The organism is Rhizobium sp. P38BS-XIX (assembly GCF_012641435.1).
Lineage (GTDB): Bacteria > Pseudomonadota > Alphaproteobacteria > Rhizobiales > Rhizobiaceae > Rhizobium.
Genome location: NZ_JABAIJ010000007.1, coordinates 334,133 through 352,427 on the forward strand (window position 1 = coordinate 334,133; position 18,295 = coordinate 352,427).

An 18,295-nucleotide genomic window follows, 5' to 3' on the forward strand; every position below is an offset into this window, starting at 1 on the left:
CTAGGTTTTTCAGCTTGTGCCAGGCTTGAGCGGGTCGATCGAGCGCCTCGTCGGCTTTTTAAACCGGGCCGTCATCGGGAGCTTCGACGTGCGGGTGGCGTCACACGAATTCAATGCCCATGCTGTTGATTTTCCGCCAGCGAACTTTGCAAGCCATCAGTCGATGGTCCGAGAGCTGCAGCGAAAAGCTGTCGGGTGCCGCAAGCGGATTTTCAATCTGGATCATCGCGCCGGTGTCGGAGAGGTTTCTGACGAGGCAATCAAAGATCGAGCGTCCGTCGTTGAAGATGATCTTGGCTCCGAGAAGCGTTCGCTTTCGTGCGGATGCTCGAACTTCAGTCATCACATCGCCCCTGAGTTCTCTTTTTCTAATTTCAAATATTCTAATATCGAAGAGGTTAATTTGCCGCTGCCAAGCGACTTTCGGACATTCGAAAGGCCCGTACGAGACAGAAGGTGGCCCTTGCAAGAAGTGCCGAATGACGATCTGCTTGCTGCAGATGCCGAACCGCTTGCATCGCGATGATCGGCCTCCCTGATATCAGTTGAGCCAGCATCTTTATCGACACTGGATGTTTAGTCTGCCGGCGAACAAGTTGCCTTCATTTGCGTTGTATTTTCAAACAGTCAACGTGAATTCGATGAACATGTCTTGCAAGACGAAACACGCTCTGGCACCGTGCAGCAGCAGGGGAACGGGGTTTTCAATGAAACTATTTTTAGCGGTGGCTACTGTCTTGGTGGCCGCCAATTCTGCAATGGCTGCCGACGATGCCGCAAATAATGCGTTCCGCGTCTGCCGCATGATCGACAATACTGGCTTGTTCACCGCGGCGTGCCAGGTTTCCAGTCGAAAATACGCCGTCACGGCGACAATCGATTTGCCGGTTGCCGATGCGAGGAAGGCTTGTACCCAGATCGTGGGTGTCGCATCCTCCAAGGGCTATCATTTCCCCGGCGGCGCGTGGACCGTGCAGATCAAATCCCCGACCAGCGGCGATAAGTCGATCGCCTCCTGCAGGTTGCCGAAATAGCAGGTGTGAACTGCGTCCCGTTTTAGGCGGAGGCGTTTACGTCTTCCGCTTCAAACGCAAGCTGCAGTTCCATCTGGACCGCATGCATGAAAAGGGCTGCCTGTCGCGAGATTTCGCTCTCGTCCATTCCCTGGCTTTTCAGTGCGGTTGCAAGGCTCGCCATCTCCGAGCGCCAGAAACGATTGGCAGCTTCGCCATGAAGCTGCAGCAGGGCGTTGGCACACCGCCTGATCTCGCTGGTCCGTCTGTCGGCGGGGAATGCTAAAAGCGACATAATCTCTCCGTCATTAGCGAGGCGAATCGCCTTGCCTTTGTTGGCACAATCGCTGTCAGTGGTTCATAAAAGGTGAATTGCTTCCTGTGAGATTCCAAACGCTTGCAGAGTAGAATGAATCCGTCACTGCATGACGGCGATGCCGGCCTCCCGCGCAGCCTTGATCAATGCATCCCTTGCGGCCTCGGGCGCCGCCGCTCCCAGCATGGCCTCAAGGCAAACGCGGACCGCAGCAACATATTCCTCGCCGTTTTCCACCGGCCAGTGTTCAAGCAAGAGCTCAGCAACCTGATGCACCGAATTGACACGGCGATAATCGCCGCTCTCATCGAGAACGAGCGTGACGGCCGGAAAAGGTCGCAAAGTGTTTCGTTTCAATACGCATTACCTCCGCAACGTAAATGCTTCGGTAACCTTGCAAAAAGCATTCCGTATGACAGGCGCCCGGTCCTTGCGCCGTTATTTTCTTCAAGTTGCGTCCATGAAGGCATCATCGCAAGCGGCCACTCTCTCGTGGCCGGCGCCCGACTTGGTCTGAAGGCAAAATCCTTTTGCCGGAAGGTCCGGCAGATCGATTTGCGATGTCGCTTGAGGTCGCGTGGTGCACGAGCAAAACGCCGCTCATTCTCGCGGCTTTGCCGGGGCGTTTGCCTCACCCTGCAGGCGGGAACACGTTGCCGGCTCTTTCCCGTCAATTCAGTCCAGCACCTCTGCTTCGACACAGGCTTCGATGAAGATCGTCCTCGCCCGATCGAAGAGAAGCGGATCTCCGCTTGCGGCGCTGCAAATATCCGTTGCTGACCGGTATTTGTCGCCGCGCATGGCGGGCCATCGGAAAAGCAGGTGGTTCAGAGCATCCTGAGGGTTTCTTATTTTTTCCGGCATGCCATAGCCGATACGCAGGTACACGGGCTCAGGCCAGCGAGCATCGCTGGTTCTCACAATCATGTTCATTTCGGTGGTGCTCCAAACATCGGTACCGAAACTCCCGCCGGGGGAAAAAGTTTCGAAACTTTTCGGAAAATTGATTGGAGCATCCAAAGGAGTGCCCGCCGACGGTTTTCGCCCTACCGGCGGCGAGCAATCTTGAGCTGTTAGACGGTCTCAGACCGAGATTATTGGCAGTCGGATACGACGACCTTGCAGTTGGGGCAATTGTCCAGCGCCATGTGTTCGGCTTCGCGCTTCGTCCTGCCATAGCCGATGCCGTAGTTGACGCGGTCGCCGACATAGGCGCCACAGGTCTCAAACCACACGGCCGACTTGCAGGAGTCGTTGCCCGCCGAGCGGCATTCCTTGATGGCATTGCGCTCGGCTTCCGCGCGGGTGGAGCCCCAACCGAGGCCGTAGCCAGCATCGCGTGCGGACATGCCCTGCTCATCGTCGACGGCGATTGCGCCGAAAGCCAGCGCCGATGAGGCGAAGGCGCACGAAATCAATGCTGCGGCGAGAGCCGCGCGGATATTCTTCTTCATGTTCAGATCCCCGAAACCCAAATGACTTAGGAGCCCTTGGTATATATTGCGCCGTCGTCAGAACAAGGCGGCTTGCGGCTCCATTTTTGGGTGGATTCTCAAGGGCAACAGAAAGCCCTTATTCGGGGAGCGAGCCTTTACAGCGCGATTGCCACGAGAACGCATAGCAGCAGAACCGCCAGTCCTGCGAAGACTGCCCGCAGCAGGCCGCGCAATACGATGGCGAGCGCAACCACGATAAGCAGTGCAACGATCATGGAGCTGGACGCGTCAGCGATTTGGTTGACGCCATGATGCTCATTTTATTGAACGACGGGCGCTTCCAGCGGGACGCCGGCCTCCACGGCTGCCGCCATGAAGCTGCTGCGCGCGTCGATGGCCTGTCCAATGCCATTTTCCACGTCGGCACAGATCTGCAACGCGATCAGAAACGCCTTGCCTTCCGCCACCGGCCAAGCGTTGAGCAGCATATCCAGCGCCTCTTTCGTGTTGGCAACCGTGTAGACCTTTCCGGTCCGCTTACAGTTGACCATGACGGGATAATTCCAGTCCTGATTGCTCATGATACGAGGCTCCGATCCAACGCCGCCGGAATTAACCTCACGGTGCGCGAAATCTCAAGTTCATTTAACGGCGATATCTGGAGCAGTTTCGAACTGTTTCAATCGCCCTGAGGCTGAATCAGGCCATAGTTTTTTTCAACTTTAGAGTCGTAACGCCCGTGGTCGTGTTCTCTTGCGCCCGCGTGTTGAATGCAGGTCCTTGCATGACGGCGCCGGATCATAAAAGCTTGGTCGCACAACGTAGCTGAAGGAGAGGGCGCATGGGCAGCTTTGCCGAGATCAAGGAGCGGGCGGAAAAGCGCAAGGGAGGTGCTGCAGCCCTTCAGGCCCTGATGCCGAAGGTGCCCGACCATGATACCTTGCGCGCGTTGCCGGACGACCGCTTGCTGGCGGAGATGACGCGCTATGTCTTCTATGCCGGCTTCGTGCGCAACATCATCGATTCCAAATGGCCCGGGTTCGAGGCTGCCTTCTCCGGCTTCGATCCGTCCTTTCTCAATCTCGCGCCCGACGATTACTGGCATGACCTGACCTCGGATGCGCGCGTGGTGCGCAATGGCGCAAAGATCATGTCGGTGCGCGCGAATGCGCAATTCATCCGTCAGCTTGCCGACGAGCATGGAAGCGCGGGTCGTTTCTTCGCGGATTGGCCGCTGGAGGACCATATCGGCCTGCTTGCCGTCCTGGACAAACGGGCCGACCGGCTTGGCGGCATGAGCGGCCAATATTTCCTGCGGGCTATCAGCCGGGACAGCTTCGTCATGAGCCACGATGTTCTCGTCTGCCTTCGGCTCTCCGGATTGCCGATCTCGGAGAGCAAGCCGGGCAAGAAGGACATGCGGCTGATCCAGGACCAGTTCAATGCCTAGCATTCGGAGACGAAACTGCCGCTCACCTATCTCTCACGCATCTGCGCCTTTTCCGTCGGAATGCCTGGGGAAGATGAAGAAGCCTGACCTCACTCCGCCTTCCGGATATCCGTTGCGGTCGGTCGATGAGATGATGGTGCACCTGCGTCGCAGGGTTGCGAGTGCATTTTGAATTCGACTCATCTATTTCTTGGCGATCGGAGAATGGTGAGGATATCGATGGCAAACCGGGAAATCGACTTAACGTCCATAGCGAACAAGAGCCGTGCGACGGCGCTCATCGGCGTTGTCGCCATTATCGCTGTCGTGCTGCTTGTGTTGAGCTCATGGTACACGATCGATCAGGGCGAGCGCGGCGTCATTCTGCGCACCGGCGCCATGGTCGGGACGGCTGAGCCGGGCCTGCATTTCAAGCTCCCGTGGATCGAGACCGTCGTCAAGATTCCGGTGACGCAGCAGGTGACCTATTGGACCTGCCAGAACGGTGCGAGCTGCCAGGCCAACGAACATCAGCAGATGCAGGCCTATTCGCAGGACCAGCAGCCGGCCGATATGCGGGTGACGATTTCATGGCATGTGCCGGCGGATGCGGTGGAGCATGTCTATTCGGAGTTCGGCTCGCTCGGCAATCTGGAGTCTCGCTTGATTGCGCGGCGAGCGCCGCAGGATGTGAAGACCGTGTTCGGCAAGTTCACCGCTGCCTCGGTTATCCAGAACCGGGCGCAATTCAATACCGACGTCCAGGCGGCGATCGAGGCGGGCATTCAGGGCCCGGTTCAGATCGACAGCGTTCAGGTCGAGAACATCGACTTCTCGGATGTCTACGAAAACAGCATCGAGCAGCGCATGCTGGCGGAGGTCGAGGTGCAGAAGCTGCGCCAGAATGCCGAGCGCGAGAAGGTGCAGGCGCAGATTACAGTGACCCAGGCGCAGGCTGCGGCGGATGCCCGTCGTGCCGATGCGCAGGCGCAGGCCGACGCCGTACGAGTGCAGGCCGAAGCCGATGCCCAGGCCATTCAACTTCGCGGCGATGCCGAGGCCAAGGCGATCAAGGCGCGCGGCGATGCGCTGCGGGACAATCCGAACCTGATTTTCCTGACACAGGCGGAAAAGTGGAACGGGCAGCTGCCGACCACCATGCTGCCGAACGGTTCCGTGCCGATGCTGAACCTGGATCCACGCCAGAGCCCTGCCACACCGGCGGCCGACCACGAATAAGGTTGATTGCAGGCGATACAGGATCCGGTTTTGTAGAGAGCTGGATCCTGTATCCGATCCGACCTAGAGCGGTTCAGTTTTTCACGGAATCTCCGAACCACTCTATCTCTTTGTTATCTAGCAATTCCGGACGGAAAAACGCTTCGCACTTTTCCTGGAATTGCTCTAGCGGCGATCAAGCCTGGTCGCCAGACGATCGCCCAGCCATTGCATGCCCCAGACCAGAATGATCAGGATGATGACGACCGCGATCATGACGTTTGTCTCATAACGCTGATAGCCATAGCGGATGGCAAGGTCGCCTAGGCCGCCGCCGCCAATCGTGCCAGCCATGGCGGAAGCGCCGATCAGCGTCACCATGGTGACCGTGAAACCAGCGACGATGCCGGGCATGGCTTCCGGTATCAACACTTCGCGGACGATGGTCCAGCGATTGCCGCCCATGGCGCGCACGGCATCGATCAGGCCACGATCGACTTCCCGCAAAGACACTTCGACGACGCGTGCGTAATAGGGAATGGCGGCGATCGTCAGCGGGACGATGGCCGCCGTGGTGCCCAGCGCCGTGCCGACGATCAGGCGTGTCAGCGGGATCAGGGCGATGAGCAGGATAATGAATGGCACGGCACGGAAGCCGTCAACCAGCACGCCCAGGACACGGTTGATCGCTCCCTGTTCGGCGATGCCGCCGCGTCCGGTGACGACGAGGGCGAGGCCGAGCGGCAGGCCGATGATCAGCGAAAGAAAACCGGATGCACCCGTCATCCATATCGTCTGCCAGAACGAGCGCCACAGCAGGCCTAGAATTACATCAGTTGTCATAACCTAGAACCTCCACCCGGGCAGAGCGGGCTCTCAGAAAATCGCCGACCTGTGTCGGCAAACTCGCGTCGCGCGTCGGCACGGCGATGAAAAAGCGGGCGACAGGCTGGTTCTGGATATGGTCAATGCCGCCATGGACCAGCCGGAAGGAGAGGGGAAGCGCGGCTGAAAGCTCGGCAAAGAGAGCGCCTTGCGCGGCGGGGCCTGCCAGATCGATGCTGAGGATAGCCTCGGCACCTGATGTCGGCGACATCCGGGCGGCGATATGTTCGGGAAGCTGCGGGCGGACGCCGCTCAGCAGGCTCGCGGCGATCTCCGTCTGCGGATTGGCGAAAACGGTCCATACGGAACCTTCTTCGACGATACGGCCGGCATCGATCACGGCAACGCGGTCCGCGATCGATCGGATCACCTCCATCTCATGGGTGATGAGAAGGATCGTTAGGCCGAGCTTGCGATTGATGTCCTTCAGCAGGGCGAGGATGGAGCGGGTGGTTTCCGGGTCTAGCGCCGATGTCGCTTCGTCCGACAGAAGAATTGCGGGCCGGGCGGCAAGGGCGCGGGCGATGCCGACGCGCTGCTTCTGACCACCGGACAGGGCGGATGGATAGGCCTTGGCCTTGTCCGCAAGGCCGACCAGCTCCAGCAGTTCGTGGGCGCGTTGCAGACGCTCGGTCTTGCTGATGCCTTCGATCTTCAATGGTAGCGCGATGTTGTCTTCAACGGTTCTGGAGGAGAGCAGGTTGAAGTGCTGGAAGACCATGCCGATGCGGCGGCGCAGCGGCTGCAATTCCTTTTCCGAAAGGCGGGCAATGTCGCGGCCCTCGATGTGGATTTCGCCGCTGTCTGCGCGTTCCAGCCCGTTGAGGCAGCGGATCAGCGTCGACTTGCCGGCGCCGCTGCGGCCGATGATACCGACGATTTCGCCGCGTTGTGCGGTCAGCGATATGCCGTCCAGCGCCGGCGTCGTGCCGAACCTGCGGCGGACATCGACGAGGCGCACGATCTCTTCGCTGGTCGCTCGCTCAGGCGGGGCCTGTCCGCCAATCGATGTGGCTGGGATAAAGGAATTCATGTCTGCTTCCCGATCTTCTTATTTGGGTACGGCGCGGGTTCAGGTCGGGCTTTAAACGTCAAAGGCGGCCCGGGCAAGATGCCCCGACCGCCCGTCGTTCAGCGCTGTCCCCCGCGCTGTCCTGACATCAATAGGCGCTCTGGCCCGTACCCTTGTAGACCTTGTCGAACTCGGCCTTGACCGCATCGTTCTGATAGGAGGCGACCAATGTCTTCACCCAGGGTGCGTTTTCGTCGCTCTGCCTCACGGCGATGAAGTTGCGGTACGGGTTGTCGCTTGTCTGCTCCTGCGCGATGCGATCGTTGGCCGAGAGGCCTGCTTTCAGCGCCCAGTCGGTGTTGACGACGGCTGCATCGAGATCGTCGATCGAACGGCCGACGATACCGGCGTCCAGCTCCTTGATGTCGACATTCTTCGGGTTTTCGCCGATGTCGGCAACGGTGGCGAGGATGCCGGTGCCGTCTTTGAGCTTGATGACGCCTTCATGCTGAAGCACGAGAAGCGCGCGACCTTCGTTGGACGGGTCGTTCGGCACGCCGATGGTGGCGCCCTTCGGAAGCTCGGCTACGGTCTTGTACTTCTTGGTGTAGAGGCCGATCGGCCAGATGCCCGTATAGCCGGCAACGACGATGTGATAGCCGTGCTGCTTGATCTGGTTGTCGAGGTAAGGCTTGTGCTGGAAGGCGTTGGCGTCGATTTCGCCGCGCTCCAAGGCCTCGTTCGGCTGGGTATAATCGTTGAAGACGACCGGTTCGACCTTCAGGCCCTTCTTGGCAGCTTCGGTAACCACGACGCGCCAGACATCCTCATCCTCACCGCTCATGATGCCGACCTTGATCGTCTTGTCTGCGGCGAGGGTCGGCGTGGCGGTTGCCGTCAAGCCGAAAACGGCGACAGCGGAGGCAAAGATGGCGGCAAGGCCGGCCCTACGGGAAAGACGCAGCGTGTCGAGACCTTTGAAAAGCTTTTCAGTCATGGGAAATCCTGTTCCAGATGATCGAGATCGTTCTCTCGTTGACGGTTGGATCATTTCAGACGCGCATTCGTTGCGCCAAGCAGGATCATGCGCCGCGCCTCGCACTTCTGAAAACTCTTTTCGGTGCAACGCAAAAGAGCAGACTAATTTTCTATAAATACCATAGATTACTTATGCGGCAAAGCGGGCGTCTGCTTAAAGATTAATCACCTCAGCGGTGGATCGGATCCTTCCAGAGAACCTCTTCCGGTTTCTCGATCGGCTCGATATCGAGATTGACGACGACCGGCTCCTGCCCGGACCGGACCAGAACGCATTCCAGCGTTTCATCGCGGCTGGCGTTGATCTCCTGATGCGGCACATAGGGCGGCACGAAGATGAAGTCGCCGGGGCCGGCTTCGGCAACGAATTCCAGATTATCGCCCCAGCGCATCCGCGCCTTGCCCTTGACGACATAGATGATGCTTTCAAGATCGCCGTGATGGTGAGCGCCGGTCTTGGCGTTGGCGTGGATCGTGACCGTGCCGGCCCAGATCTTTTCGGCACCGGCGCGGGCGTTGTTGATCGCGGTCGCCCGGTTCATGCCTGGCGTCTGTGCCGTATTCGGGTCCAAGGCGTTCCCCGGAATGATCTTGATGCCGTGCTCGCGCCAATCGATCGGTTCATGAGCGTGATCGTGCCCATGGTCATGCCCGTTTTCATGATCGCCGCACATGGTCTTCCTTTCGCTGCTTCGCAGGGGATTCGCACGCCTTCCGGCTCGGATGCGTGTTGTCAGTCTACGCGAAGTCATTCAAAAATAAAGGGAAATGCAGAAAAATATCAAAGTGGCTTTTCAAGTCGTGATTAATCTATAGACTTGATCAAGTTAAATGACCGGTGGGAACATTTTGTGTGTGTCCTGCGTTGCGCCGGTCACGAGATGGTTTGCCGCGCCGCTTGCCCCCATGGACTGCGTTCAGGGCGCGCCAAACTGAAGAAGCAGCGCCGGGTCTCCGAGGAGACCTATTATTCTCATATTATGCGCCCGACTTCCAATTGAAAGGAGACAGACATGTCGAATGCCTTGCCGCCCCTTCATGAGGGTCATGCCCCCATCACTCTGCAACAGCTTTTCCGCGAGGCGCTTTACGCTTTCGAGGAATGGGACAGCGAAGTAACAGAACCGATCGTCACGTTCGAAGGACGAATCATTCCTTTGAGTGTCGTTTTCGAAGCCATGCGTGAATGCACAGACATCGTGCCCAACAATATTGTCTCGGCTGTGACCGAGCGGTTGACCAAGCCTTGGGAAGGCGAAGGTCCGCTTGACACGATGACATTCTCGACCGCAGCGCGCGTCATGGGCGTTCTAGTTCGCAAGAGGCTGCTTGTCGTCAATAACGGCGTCAGCATGGCGGCCATTGCCGCAGAGGTTCAGGTTACGGAAAAATCCGACCGCTAAAACGCGGAACCAATGATCTAAGGCCCGCCGGCAGTCGCCCGCGGGCCTTTTGTGTTTCTACGACCGGTTTACGTCAAATTCCGGGTCGACCGGCAGCTGCATGGCCGTCACGAGGTGGTTCGTCTGTCCCGCCAAGCCAATGACGGCCAGCAGCTCTCCATGCTGCGCTTCCGTCATGCCTTTCGCCTTGGCCGCTGCTGTATGCGAGTGGACGCAGTAGGTGCAGCCGTTGGCCGTCGAGACGGCGATATAGATCATTTCGCGCACCAGCGGATCGAGCGCGCCTTCGGCCATCATGACGGCTTTCAGCCCTTCCCAGGTGCGCTTGAGCAGGGCGGGGTCGTTGGCAAGGCCGCGCCAGAAATTGTTGACGAAATCGGACTTCCGCGTGGCCCGGATATCATCGAATACCGCCTTGACCGCCGGGATTGCCTCCGCCTCCGCATCGCTGAACAACTTCACCGTCGACATGCCGCAACTCCTTTGAGCGATCCCGTTTGTGGTCAAGCATAGCGCACTTTGCGGCGGCACTGAGCCGCCTGCGAGCAAATCCACGCCCTCTTTTCGATTGCAAATGTCATCCATATGTGAAAATACTATTCACATAAGAAAACTGAGGCTGGCGCGACCATTGGTGATGATCCTATTCGCCGGGGAAATCGAAGCGTTTTGTCTGAGCTGACGTCAGGGGAGCAGGGGTATCGATGGCACTGAAGAAGGACTTGCCGCTGGCCGGGCTGGTGGTTGTCGACATGAGCCAGTTCCTGTCCGGTCCCTATTGTTCGCTGCGACTGATGGATCTGGGTGCCAGGGTTATCAAGATCGAGCGTCCCGGCGGCGGCGATCTTTCGCGCGGGCTCTATCTCAGCGACCACGAGAGCGGTGATTCGACGATTTTTCACGCGATCAACCGCTCCAAGGAGAGCTTGGCGGTCGATCTGAAGAACGAGCGTGACATGGGCGCGCTGCGCAAGCTGATCTCCAAGGCCGATGTGCTGATCCAGAATTTTCGCCCCGGCGTGATCGAGCGGCTGGGTCTGGACTACGAAGCGGCATGCAAGCTCAACCCGCGCCTCGTCTATTGCTCGATCAGCGGCTATGGCGAAGAGGGGCCATGGGTTTCGCGACCGGGGCAGGACCTTCTTGCTCAATCGCGCTCCGGCGTCATGTGGCTGAACGGCGACGAGGGGCAAGGTCCTGTGCCTTTCGGCCTTGCGATCGGCGATATGCTGGCGGGCGCGGCGGCAGCTCAGGGTATCCTCGCAGCGCTGGTGCGTCGCGGCGTGACGGGTGAGGGCGGCTTGGTGGAAACCAGTCTGCTCGAGGCGCTGGTCGATCTACAGGTCGAGGTGCTGAGCGTGCATATGAACAGCGGCAACAAGCTGCCGGAGCGCTCTCATGTCCGCAGCGCCCACGCCTATCTTTCCGCGCCCTATGGCGTCTATCCCGCCGCCGATGGCTATCTTGCCATCGCCATGACGCCGATTTCGAAACTCGCCGATCTGCTTGGCATGGATGAGCTTGCACCTTACCGTGACGACCCGAAGAGCTGGTTCACGGCGCGAGATGAGATCAAGGCACTGATCGCCGCGCGCATCGCCACCCGCAATGTCGACGACTGGCTTGGGATACTCGAGCCTGCCGACATCTGGTGCGCTAGGGTGTTGAATTGGCAGGAGCTTCTGGGCAGCGACGGTTTTCGTGTTCTCGACATGTTGCAGACGGTCGGGCGCGATGATGGCGTCAGCCTGCATACCACCCGCTCGCCCATCCGCATCGATGGGCAGCGGCCGAAATTCGAGCGTGCGGCCCCGCACGTTGGCGAGCATAATGCGGCGCTCTGGGAGGAGTTCGACCTCGGTTAGGAGGTCGAGAGGCCGCGATGGATATAGAAGGAGTTTTCCAATGACGCGCATCACCAATCTTCGCGTTTTCGATTTGCGCTTCCCGACATCGCAAAGCCTTGACGGTTCGGACGCGATGAATCCGGACCCGGATTATTCGGCGGCCTATGTTATCCTCGATACCGACAAGCCCGGCCTTGCCGGTCACGGGCTGACCTTCACCATCGGCCGTGGCAATGACATCTGCTGCATGGCAATCGAGGCGATGCGGCATCTGGTCGTCGGCACGGAGCTTGCAACTGTTCTGGAAAACCCCGGCAAGTATTGGCGGCATCTGACCAGCGACAGCCAGCTGCGCTGGATCGGCCCGGAAAAGGGCGCGATGCATCTGGCAACCGGGGCCGTCGTCAATGCGGTCTGGGATCTGCTTGCCAAGGAAGCCGGCAAGCCGGTCTGGCGCCTGGTTTCGGAGATGGACGCCGAGCAGATCGCCGATATTGTCGACTATCGCTATCTCACCGACGTGCTGACCCGCGACGAGGCTGTTGCCATTCTGAAGAAGGCCGAAGCCGGCAAGGCCGACCGCATCGCCACGCTCGAGCGCGAGGGCTATGCCTGCTACACCACGTCTGCCGGCTGGCTCGGCTATGACGACGCCAAGCTGCGCCGCCTGTGCCAGGAGGCGATCGACGCCGGCTTCAACCATGTGAAGATGAAGGTCGGCCGCGACCTCGAAGACGATATCCGCCGCCTGACGATTGCCCGCGAAGTCATCGGTCCCGACCGTTACCTGATGATCGACGCCAACCAGGTCTGGGAAGTCAATCAGGCGATCGACTGGGTGAAGAAGCTCGCCTTCGCCAAGCCGTTCTTCATCGAAGAACCCACAAGCCCGGACGATGTCGCCGGACACCGCAAGATCCGTCAGGCCATCGGCCCGGTGAAGGTCGCGACCGGCGAGATGTGCCAGAACCGCATCATGTTCAAGCAGTTCATCGCCGAGGGCGCGATCGACATCGTGCAGATCGATTCCTGCCGCATGGGCGGCCTCAACGAAGTTCTCGCCGTGCTGCTGATCGCCGCCAAGTATGGGCTGCCGGTCTGGCCGCATGCCGGCGGCGTCGGCCTTTGCGAATATGTGCAGCACCTGTCGATGATCGACTATATCGCAGTCTCAGGCACGAAGGATGGCCGCGTCATCGAGTATGTCGATCATCTGCACGAGCATTTCATCGACCCCTGCATCATCCGCGACGCAGCCTACATGCCGCCGAGCCTGCCGGGCTTCTCGATCGAGATGAAGCCGGAATCGATTTCGGAATACACGTTTAAGGGCTGAGCCAGCCCGTATCCACCAAAGCAAAAGCCCGCCAGATAGCGGGCTTTTTTTGTTCAGCTCATCGAGTCCATGTCAGGCAGATTTGTTCAGCCACGCCCGAACAACCGGCGCATCTGCATCGTCAAACTCGTGGCCGCCCGGCACCGTTGCCAGTTCGACCTTTGCGCCGCCATCACGCAGGCGTTCCGTCAGAGGCTGGGCATATGGCCCGTACAGATCCTTTTCGCCGGCGATCACCAGCACATCGGCATCGGACATGTCAGCCGCCGGTGGATTTTCGAGCACGGCCATCGAGCGCAGCAGCACCGCGCGGCGGATGAGATGCGGATGCAGCGACAGCATGGCGTTCAGCAGGTTGGCGCCGTTCGAATAGCCGATATAGACGATGCGATCCGGATCGAGCCCATATGCATGGATCGCGCCGTCGATGAAGGCGCTGAAGGCTTCGGCCTCGCTGGCGATATCGGCCTGATCGAAGGTCATCGGACCATTGCGACGGAACCAGCGTGGTGGACCTTCCTCCAGCGCGCGGCCGCGCACCGAAAGCAGCGTTGCGTCGGGGTCGATCGCATGGCCGAGCGGCAGCATCGTCGTTTCGTTGGCACCGGAGCCATGCAGCAGCACGAAGACATTCCCGTTCGGCCGCTCCGGCGTGAAGAAGCGATGGATGAAGGGCAGATCGCGATAGATGACGCGCGGTTCGCCGGGCATGGAGAACTGTGGCAGGATCACGTTCAGCTTAGCCAGAAGCTTCGGGCTATCGTCGGGAGCAAACAGGCGCGTGCCAAGCGTTGCCTCATCCTCATCGATCAACATGCCGGGCGCATCGGTCGCGAGCTCGAACAGGATACGACCGGGTTCGCGGATGTAGAGCGAGCGGAAATACTTGCGATCATGCATCGCTGTTGGCCACGAATTGACCTCCTGCAGTGCGGTGCGAACCGACTGCAGCTCCGTATCGTCCTCGGCGCGAAACGCGACGTGATCGACCGTGCCTGTACCCGGGGCGCTTGTCCAGAAACCGCGTGCATCGCGGATGTCGAGGATATCACCGGGCTGCGAGACGAGCCGGGTGATGGCGCCGATGGTGGCGAGCGATTGGTAATCGAAGTGATCGACCAGGATCGCCTGCGTTTCCTCAGGTGTTTCGCTGAACAGCGTCGCGCCTCGGATGCGCCGGATCGCATGCTCCTGCGGGATTCCGTCGGTCGTCCACGGAGCCGTTGCCTGGAGGGCATTGGTCCCGACGAGCTTGACGATAACGCCATCCGGGTCCTTCAGCCGAAGGACAGGCTCACCGAATTCTTCGGAAGGGCCTTCCGGCTTGAGACCGGCGCTCAGGGCACGTGTCAGCCAGAACCCGATGCTTGCGGGATCGATCGCGAGCGAGATTTCGCCGACCTGGCCGACGCCGGCGCGGCCGGGCGAACCATCCTCCCAGACGAGAAAGGTGATCAGCGAGCCGGGCGAGCCCTTGGCGTCGCCATACATGAGGTGCAGCTGTGTCGCATCCTCAAAGCCGCCGGTGCGTTTGACGAGACGCAGGCCCAGGAAGCCGACGTAGAAATCGACATTCGCCTGAACCTTGCGGGTGATGAGCGTGATGTGATGAATACCGGCGACCATGGGATGCTCCAGACGTTGATTTCGTTCTGGTCGCTATTTAGGTCGTGGCCATTGTTCAATGCAATGCGGTCTTTATGAAGGCACTGTTCACAAAATAGCTATTACGTGAGTTGACCTGCGGCGAGTATCAATGCTCGCCGAGGCTATCCTCTGGCGATTTGCGGCGATGGCCGCTGATTTCCGAGCCGGCGGTGCGCGAGAAGCTGGCGTTCCAGATGACCGCGAGAAGCGCAATGGCCGTTACGACGACGAAGGCGACGGAGAAATCGGCCATCTCGGGCTTTCCATGGCCAAGAAACTGCGTCGAGCCATGCAGGGCAAGGGCCGCGATGCAGATGCCGAGCGAAAGCATGAGCTGCTGGAACGTCGAGTAGAAGCTCGTCGCGATGCTCATGCGGTCACGCTCGATCTCGTCATAGGCGATCGTGTTGTAGGCCGTGAACTGGAACGACATGAAGAAGCCGCAGAAGAACAGGATCACGAAGATGACGGGCAGCGGCCAATCCGGCTTGAAGATGGAGCACAGGCCGTAGCCGAGCGTGCCGATGAGGCCGAAGATGATGAGCGCGGTGCGGAAGCCGAGCGTGCGCAGGATACGCACCTGGAACGGCTTCATCGCCATGGAGCCGAGTGCGGTCGCAATGGCGATCTGGCCGGCGGCAGCGGCCGACAGGCCGAAGCCGAGTTGCAGCATCAGCGGGATCAGGAAGGGATGGGCGCCCTGGCTGATGCGCGTCAGCGAGCCGGCAATGACCGACGTGCGGAACGTCGGCACCTTCATCAGCGAAAAATCCATGATCGGCGAGGGATGCTTGCGGGCATGACGCAGATAGGCGATGCCAAAGAGCAGGCCGATCGAGACCAGAAAAATGGCAAGATAGCCTTCGCCTTCGCGGCTCGACATTTCGAAGCCGAAGAGCAGTGATCCCAGCGAAATGCCTGAGAGGATGAAGCCCGAAAGGTCGAACCGGCCTGTGCGCGGTCCCTTTACCTCCTCGATGAACATGGTCACGAGAATGAAGCCGATGATCCCAATGGGCACATTGATGTAGAAGATCCAGCGCCAGTCGAGATAGGTGACGAACATGCCGCCGACCGGGGGGCCGAGAATGGGGCCGACGAGCGCCGGGATCAGCAGCCATGACATGGCGTTGACCATGTCCTTGCGGGCGACGCTACGCATCAGCACCAGGCGCCCGACCGGCAGCATCATTGCGCCGCCAAGACCTTGCAGAAGACGCGCGATCACGAGGAAAAACAGGTTCGGTGCTTGCGCGCAGAGAAGCGAGCCAACCACAAAAACCGCGATGGCGGAGCGGAAGACCGTTCGCGATCCGAAGCGATCCGCAATGGCGCCGCTGGCGGGAATGAAGATCGCGAGGCTGAGGAGATAGGATGTCAGCGAGATACTCATGGCCGGCGCGCTGACGCCGAAGTCTCTTGCCATGGTCGGAAGGGCTGTTGCGAGCACTGTCGCGTCTAGCTGTTCCATGAACATCGCACTTGCTACGATAAGTGCTACTACACGAAAATTCGGTGCGGCCCGCCTAACGGGGGCGGCCTGGAAAATCTGATCCGACATTGTCGGGAATCGCTCTCGATGGTGCGGAGGGGTCCTAAGACAGAACCGCAAGTCTGGTCATGGCGCGAAGGCCTATTTGAACGGCCGCTTGTATACTCCCGCTCGCGCGTGATTTCCATATCGGAAATCGCAAAACTTCTTGATCGAAATGGAAAAAATGACGCACGTACCCCGAAAATCGCCAACAGATGAACATGGGGTGAATGAAAGGTGGCGATATCTTGCGCCAATGCTCACGCTTGGTTTTGCGGCGTAAGATAATGTGCTCGTTTTGTCAGGCATTTAGCTCGTGGGAACCGGTGTCGCCAATGGCGACACCGGCCTGATTCTCGAAAGAGACGTCGTTCTGCTCAGTAGCCTTCGGCGAGACCCGAGCCGGCGCGGCTGTCAACGGCGCCGTTATAGCGGGCGCCGCCGCCCTTGGCGATGTCGCTCAGGCTCTTGCCGCCGACCAGAATGCCTGCTGCCTGACCCCAGATCGGCCAGTCATTGTCGACCTGAACCTTGTAGCCCATGCCGGTCAGAAGCTTGATCGTATCGGGTGAGAGCGCATGCGGCTCGGTGTAGATTTTGTCCGGCAGCCATTGATGGTGGATGCGCGGTGCGTCGATCGCTTCCTGGATGTTCATGCCGAAATCGATGACGTTAATGATCGCTTCCAGCGTAATGGTGATGATGCGCGAACCGCCGGGGCTGCCGATCACCATGAACGGTTTGCCATCCTTGGCGATGATCGTCGGGCTCATGGACGAGAGCGGCGTTTTCTTCGGCTGAATGGCATTGGCTTCGCCCTGCACTAGGCCGTAAAGGTTCGGCACGCCCGGCTTCGAGGTGAAGTCGTCCATTTCGTTGTTGAGCAGGATGCCCGTGCCGGGTGCGACGACGCCGGCGCCGAACGACCCGTTGAGCGTATAGGTGACGGCAACGGCGTTGCCGTCATTGTCGATGATCGAATAATGCGTGGTCTCATGGCTTTCGCCGAGGCCCTTGGGCATCAGATCCTTGGATACGCCGGCCTTATAGGGGTCGATGCTGTCGCGGATCTTTTTGGCATAGTCCTTGTCCAGCAGCTTGCTGACGGGATTGTCGACGAAGTCCGGGTCTCCGAGGGCGGAGTTGCGGTCGACATAGGCGTACCGCATGGCCTCGGCCATGAAATGAACCGTGTCGGCCGACGCATAGCCTGTGTAGGAAAGCGGATAACCTTCGAGCACGTTGAGGATTTCGCAGATGATGACACCACCGGAGGAGGGTGGTGGAGAGGAAATGATCTCATAGCCGCGGTAATTGCACTTCACCGGCTCGAGTTCACGTACCTTGTATTGTTCGAAATCCTGGTTCGCGAGAACGCCGCCCTTGTCATGGCTTGCCTTGACGATGGCATTGGCAACCGGGCCTTTATAGAATCCGTCCGGCCCCTGATCCGAGATGCCTGACAGCGCATTGCCAAGGTCCGGCTGCGTCAGCTTGTCGCCAGTTGCAAAAGGCTTGCCGTCGGACTTGGTGAAGATCGAGGCGGTGGCGGGGTCGCGGGCAAGCCAAGCCTTGCTTTCGTTCAGCTCGGCGGCATCGGCCTGGTTCAGCGTGAAGCCTTCCTTGGCGTAGCGAATGGCCGGTGCCATCAGATCCTGGCGCGATTTCGTGCCGTATTTCTCGCGAGCGGTCTCGAAGCCCATGACGGAGCCCGGTACGCCGACGGCGAGATAGCCATCGGTACTCGCGCCCTTGACCACATTTCCCTTGTCGTCGAGATACATGTTTTTCGTGGCGCCGAGCGGCGCGCGCTCGCGAAAGTCAAGAAACGTCGTCCGTCCGTCGCGCAGGCGGATGGTCATGAACCCGCCGCCGCCGATGTTGCCGGCTGTTGGATAGACGACCGCCAGCGCATAACCGACGGCAACCGCCGCGTCGACGGCATTACCGCCACTCTTCAACACCTCTACGCCGACATCTGTCGCCAGATGCTGCGCAGTTACGACCATTCCGTGCTCGGCTTCCACTGGCGGCGGCGCGGCGGCTCTCGCGGTGACGGAAAAGAGAGCAAATGTGACAAGGGTTGCCGACGATATCGCCCGCTGGCGGAAGTGGCGCATGATGAGTGATCCCTCTCGTTATTATGTCTGAGCGAAGAGCCCCTCATTGAAATGGTGCTTG

General features: G+C 59.5%; 19 protein-coding genes and 1 pseudogene. 5 read left to right on the forward strand and 15 right to left on the reverse strand.

Going from position 1 to position 18,295, the window contains the following annotated elements; genetic code table 11:
• Positions 1-100 precede the first annotated feature (100 nt).
• The 7 genes from HGP17_RS23230 to HGP17_RS23260 form a co-directional block, all read right to left on the reverse strand.
• On the reverse strand, positions 101-343 hold the full coding sequence (locus tag HGP17_RS23230; protein ID WP_168812815.1) for a PilZ domain-containing protein: 243 nt from the start codon (positions 341-343) through the stop codon (positions 101-103).
• A 276-nt stretch (positions 344-619) separates the two neighbouring features.
• Entirely contained in the window at positions 620-940 is a 321-nt protein-coding gene (locus HGP17_RS23235; RefSeq protein ID WP_168812816.1) for a hypothetical protein, read from the reverse strand.
• A gap of 116 nt (positions 941-1,056) precedes the next feature.
• Positions 1,057-1,308, reverse strand: a complete 252-nt coding sequence (locus tag HGP17_RS23240) for a DUF6074 family protein (protein WP_168812817.1) — start codon at positions 1,306-1,308, stop codon at positions 1,057-1,059.
• A gap of 123 nt (positions 1,309-1,431) precedes the next feature.
• A complete protein-coding gene (locus HGP17_RS23245) occupies positions 1,432-1,686 on the reverse strand; it encodes a DUF982 domain-containing protein (RefSeq protein WP_168812818.1) in 255 nt (84 codons plus the stop codon).
• A gap of 318 nt (positions 1,687-2,004) precedes the next feature.
• Entirely contained in the window at positions 2,005-2,349 is a 345-nt protein-coding gene (locus tag HGP17_RS23250) for a DUF982 domain-containing protein (protein WP_168812819.1), read from the reverse strand.
• A 74-nt stretch (positions 2,350-2,423) separates the two neighbouring features.
• Positions 2,424-2,783, reverse strand: coding sequence for a DUF4189 domain-containing protein (locus HGP17_RS23255; RefSeq protein ID WP_168812820.1), 360 nt, complete (start codon positions 2,781-2,783; stop codon positions 2,424-2,426).
• Between the two features lie 302 nt (positions 2,784-3,085).
• Entirely contained in the window at positions 3,086-3,346 is a 261-nt protein-coding gene (locus tag HGP17_RS23260) for a DUF982 domain-containing protein (RefSeq protein WP_168812821.1), read from the reverse strand.
• Between the two features lie 260 nt (positions 3,347-3,606).
• Between HGP17_RS23260 and HGP17_RS23265 the strand changes: the two are divergent.
• Both HGP17_RS23265 and HGP17_RS23270 read left to right on the forward strand, forming a co-directional pair.
• Positions 3,607-4,212, forward strand: a pseudogene (locus tag HGP17_RS23265) (DNA-3-methyladenine glycosylase I); the annotation flags it as partial.
• Positions 4,213-4,434: 222 nt separating this feature from the next.
• Positions 4,435-5,433 (forward strand): prohibitin family protein, encoded by a 999-nt coding sequence (locus HGP17_RS23270; RefSeq protein WP_168812823.1) that lies wholly within the window; start codon positions 4,435-4,437, stop codon positions 5,431-5,433.
• Positions 5,434-5,598: 165 nt separating this feature from the next.
• Here the strand turns inward: HGP17_RS23270 and HGP17_RS23275 are convergent, their stop codons facing one another.
• The 4 genes from HGP17_RS23275 to HGP17_RS23290 form a co-directional block, all read right to left on the reverse strand.
• The gene (locus tag HGP17_RS23275; RefSeq protein WP_168812824.1) at positions 5,599-6,255 is read right to left on the reverse strand and encodes a methionine ABC transporter permease; all 657 of its coding nucleotides are present in this window, start codon (positions 6,253-6,255) and stop codon (positions 5,599-5,601) included.
• Positions 6,245-7,330 carry a methionine ABC transporter ATP-binding protein gene (locus HGP17_RS23280; protein ID WP_168812825.1) on the reverse strand — a complete coding sequence of 362 codons (1,086 nt, stop codon included), beginning with the start codon at positions 7,328-7,330 and terminating at the stop codon, positions 6,245-6,247. The genes HGP17_RS23275 and HGP17_RS23280 overlap by 11 nt, the downstream gene beginning before the upstream one ends.
• 127 nt (positions 7,331-7,457) lie before the next feature.
• On the reverse strand, positions 7,458-8,306 hold the full coding sequence (locus tag HGP17_RS23285) for a MetQ/NlpA family lipoprotein (protein WP_168812826.1): 849 nt from the start codon (positions 8,304-8,306) through the stop codon (positions 7,458-7,460).
• A 211-nt stretch (positions 8,307-8,517) separates the two neighbouring features.
• Positions 8,518-9,021: a cupin domain-containing protein gene (locus tag HGP17_RS23290; RefSeq protein ID WP_168812827.1), complete on the reverse strand. Its 504-nt coding sequence runs from the start codon at positions 9,019-9,021 to the stop codon at positions 8,518-8,520.
• A gap of 339 nt (positions 9,022-9,360) precedes the next feature.
• Between HGP17_RS23290 and HGP17_RS23295 the strand changes: the two genes are divergently transcribed.
• The gene (locus HGP17_RS23295; RefSeq protein ID WP_168812828.1) at positions 9,361-9,750 is read left to right on the forward strand and encodes a hypothetical protein; all 390 of its coding nucleotides are present in this window, start codon (positions 9,361-9,363) and stop codon (positions 9,748-9,750) included.
• A gap of 57 nt (positions 9,751-9,807) precedes the next feature.
• Here HGP17_RS23295 and HGP17_RS23300 read toward each other — a convergent pair whose 3' ends face one another.
• Positions 9,808-10,221, reverse strand: a complete 414-nt coding sequence (locus tag HGP17_RS23300) for a carboxymuconolactone decarboxylase family protein (RefSeq protein WP_168812829.1) — start codon at positions 10,219-10,221, stop codon at positions 9,808-9,810.
• A 233-nt stretch (positions 10,222-10,454) separates the two neighbouring features.
• On the opposite strand from HGP17_RS23300, the gene HGP17_RS23305 reads away from it, so the two are divergent.
• Positions 10,455-11,615, forward strand: a complete 1,161-nt coding sequence (locus tag HGP17_RS23305; protein ID WP_168812830.1) for a CaiB/BaiF CoA-transferase family protein — start codon at positions 10,455-10,457, stop codon at positions 11,613-11,615.
• Between the two features lie 40 nt (positions 11,616-11,655).
• Positions 11,656-12,933, forward strand: a complete 1,278-nt coding sequence (locus HGP17_RS23310) for an L-fuconate dehydratase (protein WP_168812831.1) — start codon at positions 11,656-11,658, stop codon at positions 12,931-12,933.
• 72 nt (positions 12,934-13,005) lie between these two features.
• Here the strand turns inward: HGP17_RS23310 and HGP17_RS23315 are convergent, their stop codons facing one another.
• The 3 genes from HGP17_RS23315 to ggt form a co-directional block, all read right to left on the reverse strand.
• Positions 13,006-14,559, reverse strand: coding sequence for a VOC family protein (locus tag HGP17_RS23315; protein WP_168812832.1), 1,554 nt, complete (start codon positions 14,557-14,559; stop codon positions 13,006-13,008).
• Positions 14,560-14,686: 127 nt separating this feature from the next.
• Positions 14,687-16,141: an MFS transporter gene (locus HGP17_RS23320; protein WP_168812833.1), complete on the reverse strand. Its 1,455-nt coding sequence runs from the start codon at positions 16,139-16,141 to the stop codon at positions 14,687-14,689.
• Between the two features lie 350 nt (positions 16,142-16,491).
• Positions 16,492-18,234 (reverse strand): gamma-glutamyltransferase, encoded by a 1,743-nt coding sequence (ggt, locus tag HGP17_RS23325; RefSeq protein ID WP_168812834.1) that lies wholly within the window; start codon positions 18,232-18,234, stop codon positions 16,492-16,494.
• Positions 18,235-18,295 lie beyond the last annotated feature (61 nt).

Coding starts and splice junctions, on each gene's coding strand:
- HGP17_RS23230 (WP_168812815.1), bottom strand. CDS start 343: ATGACTGAAGTTCGAGCATCCGCACGAAAGCGAACGCTTCTCGGAGCC.
- HGP17_RS23240 (WP_168812817.1), bottom strand. CDS start 1,308: ATGTCGCTTTTAGCATTCCCCGCCGACAGACGGACCAGCGAGATCAGG.
- HGP17_RS23255 (WP_168812820.1), bottom strand. CDS start 2,783: ATGAAGAAGAATATCCGCGCGGCTCTCGCCGCAGCATTGATTTCGTGC.
- HGP17_RS23260 (WP_168812821.1), bottom strand. CDS start 3,346: ATGAGCAATCAGGACTGGAATTATCCCGTCATGGTCAACTGTAAGCGG.
- HGP17_RS23270 (WP_168812823.1), top strand. CDS start 4,435: ATGGCAAACCGGGAAATCGACTTAACGTCCATAGCGAACAAGAGCCGT.
- HGP17_RS23275 (WP_168812824.1), bottom strand. CDS start 6,255: ATGACAACTGATGTAATTCTAGGCCTGCTGTGGCGCTCGTTCTGGCAG.
- HGP17_RS23280 (WP_168812825.1), bottom strand. CDS start 7,330: ATGAATTCCTTTATCCCAGCCACATCGATTGGCGGACAGGCCCCGCCT.
- HGP17_RS23285 (WP_168812826.1), bottom strand. CDS start 8,306: ATGACTGAAAAGCTTTTCAAAGGTCTCGACACGCTGCGTCTTTCCCGT.
- HGP17_RS23290 (WP_168812827.1), bottom strand. CDS start 9,021: ATGTGCGGCGATCATGAAAACGGGCATGACCATGGGCACGATCACGCT.
- HGP17_RS23295 (WP_168812828.1), top strand. CDS start 9,361: ATGTCGAATGCCTTGCCGCCCCTTCATGAGGGTCATGCCCCCATCACT.
- HGP17_RS23300 (WP_168812829.1), bottom strand. CDS start 10,221: ATGTCGACGGTGAAGTTGTTCAGCGATGCGGAGGCGGAGGCAATCCCG.
- HGP17_RS23305 (WP_168812830.1), top strand. CDS start 10,455: ATGGCACTGAAGAAGGACTTGCCGCTGGCCGGGCTGGTGGTTGTCGAC.
- HGP17_RS23310 (WP_168812831.1), top strand. CDS start 11,656: ATGACGCGCATCACCAATCTTCGCGTTTTCGATTTGCGCTTCCCGACA.
- HGP17_RS23315 (WP_168812832.1), bottom strand. CDS start 14,559: ATGGTCGCCGGTATTCATCACATCACGCTCATCACCCGCAAGGTTCAG.
- HGP17_RS23320 (WP_168812833.1), bottom strand. CDS start 16,141: ATGTCGGATCAGATTTTCCAGGCCGCCCCCGTTAGGCGGGCCGCACCG.
- ggt (WP_168812834.1), bottom strand. CDS start 18,234: ATGCGCCACTTCCGCCAGCGGGCGATATCGTCGGCAACCCTTGTCACA.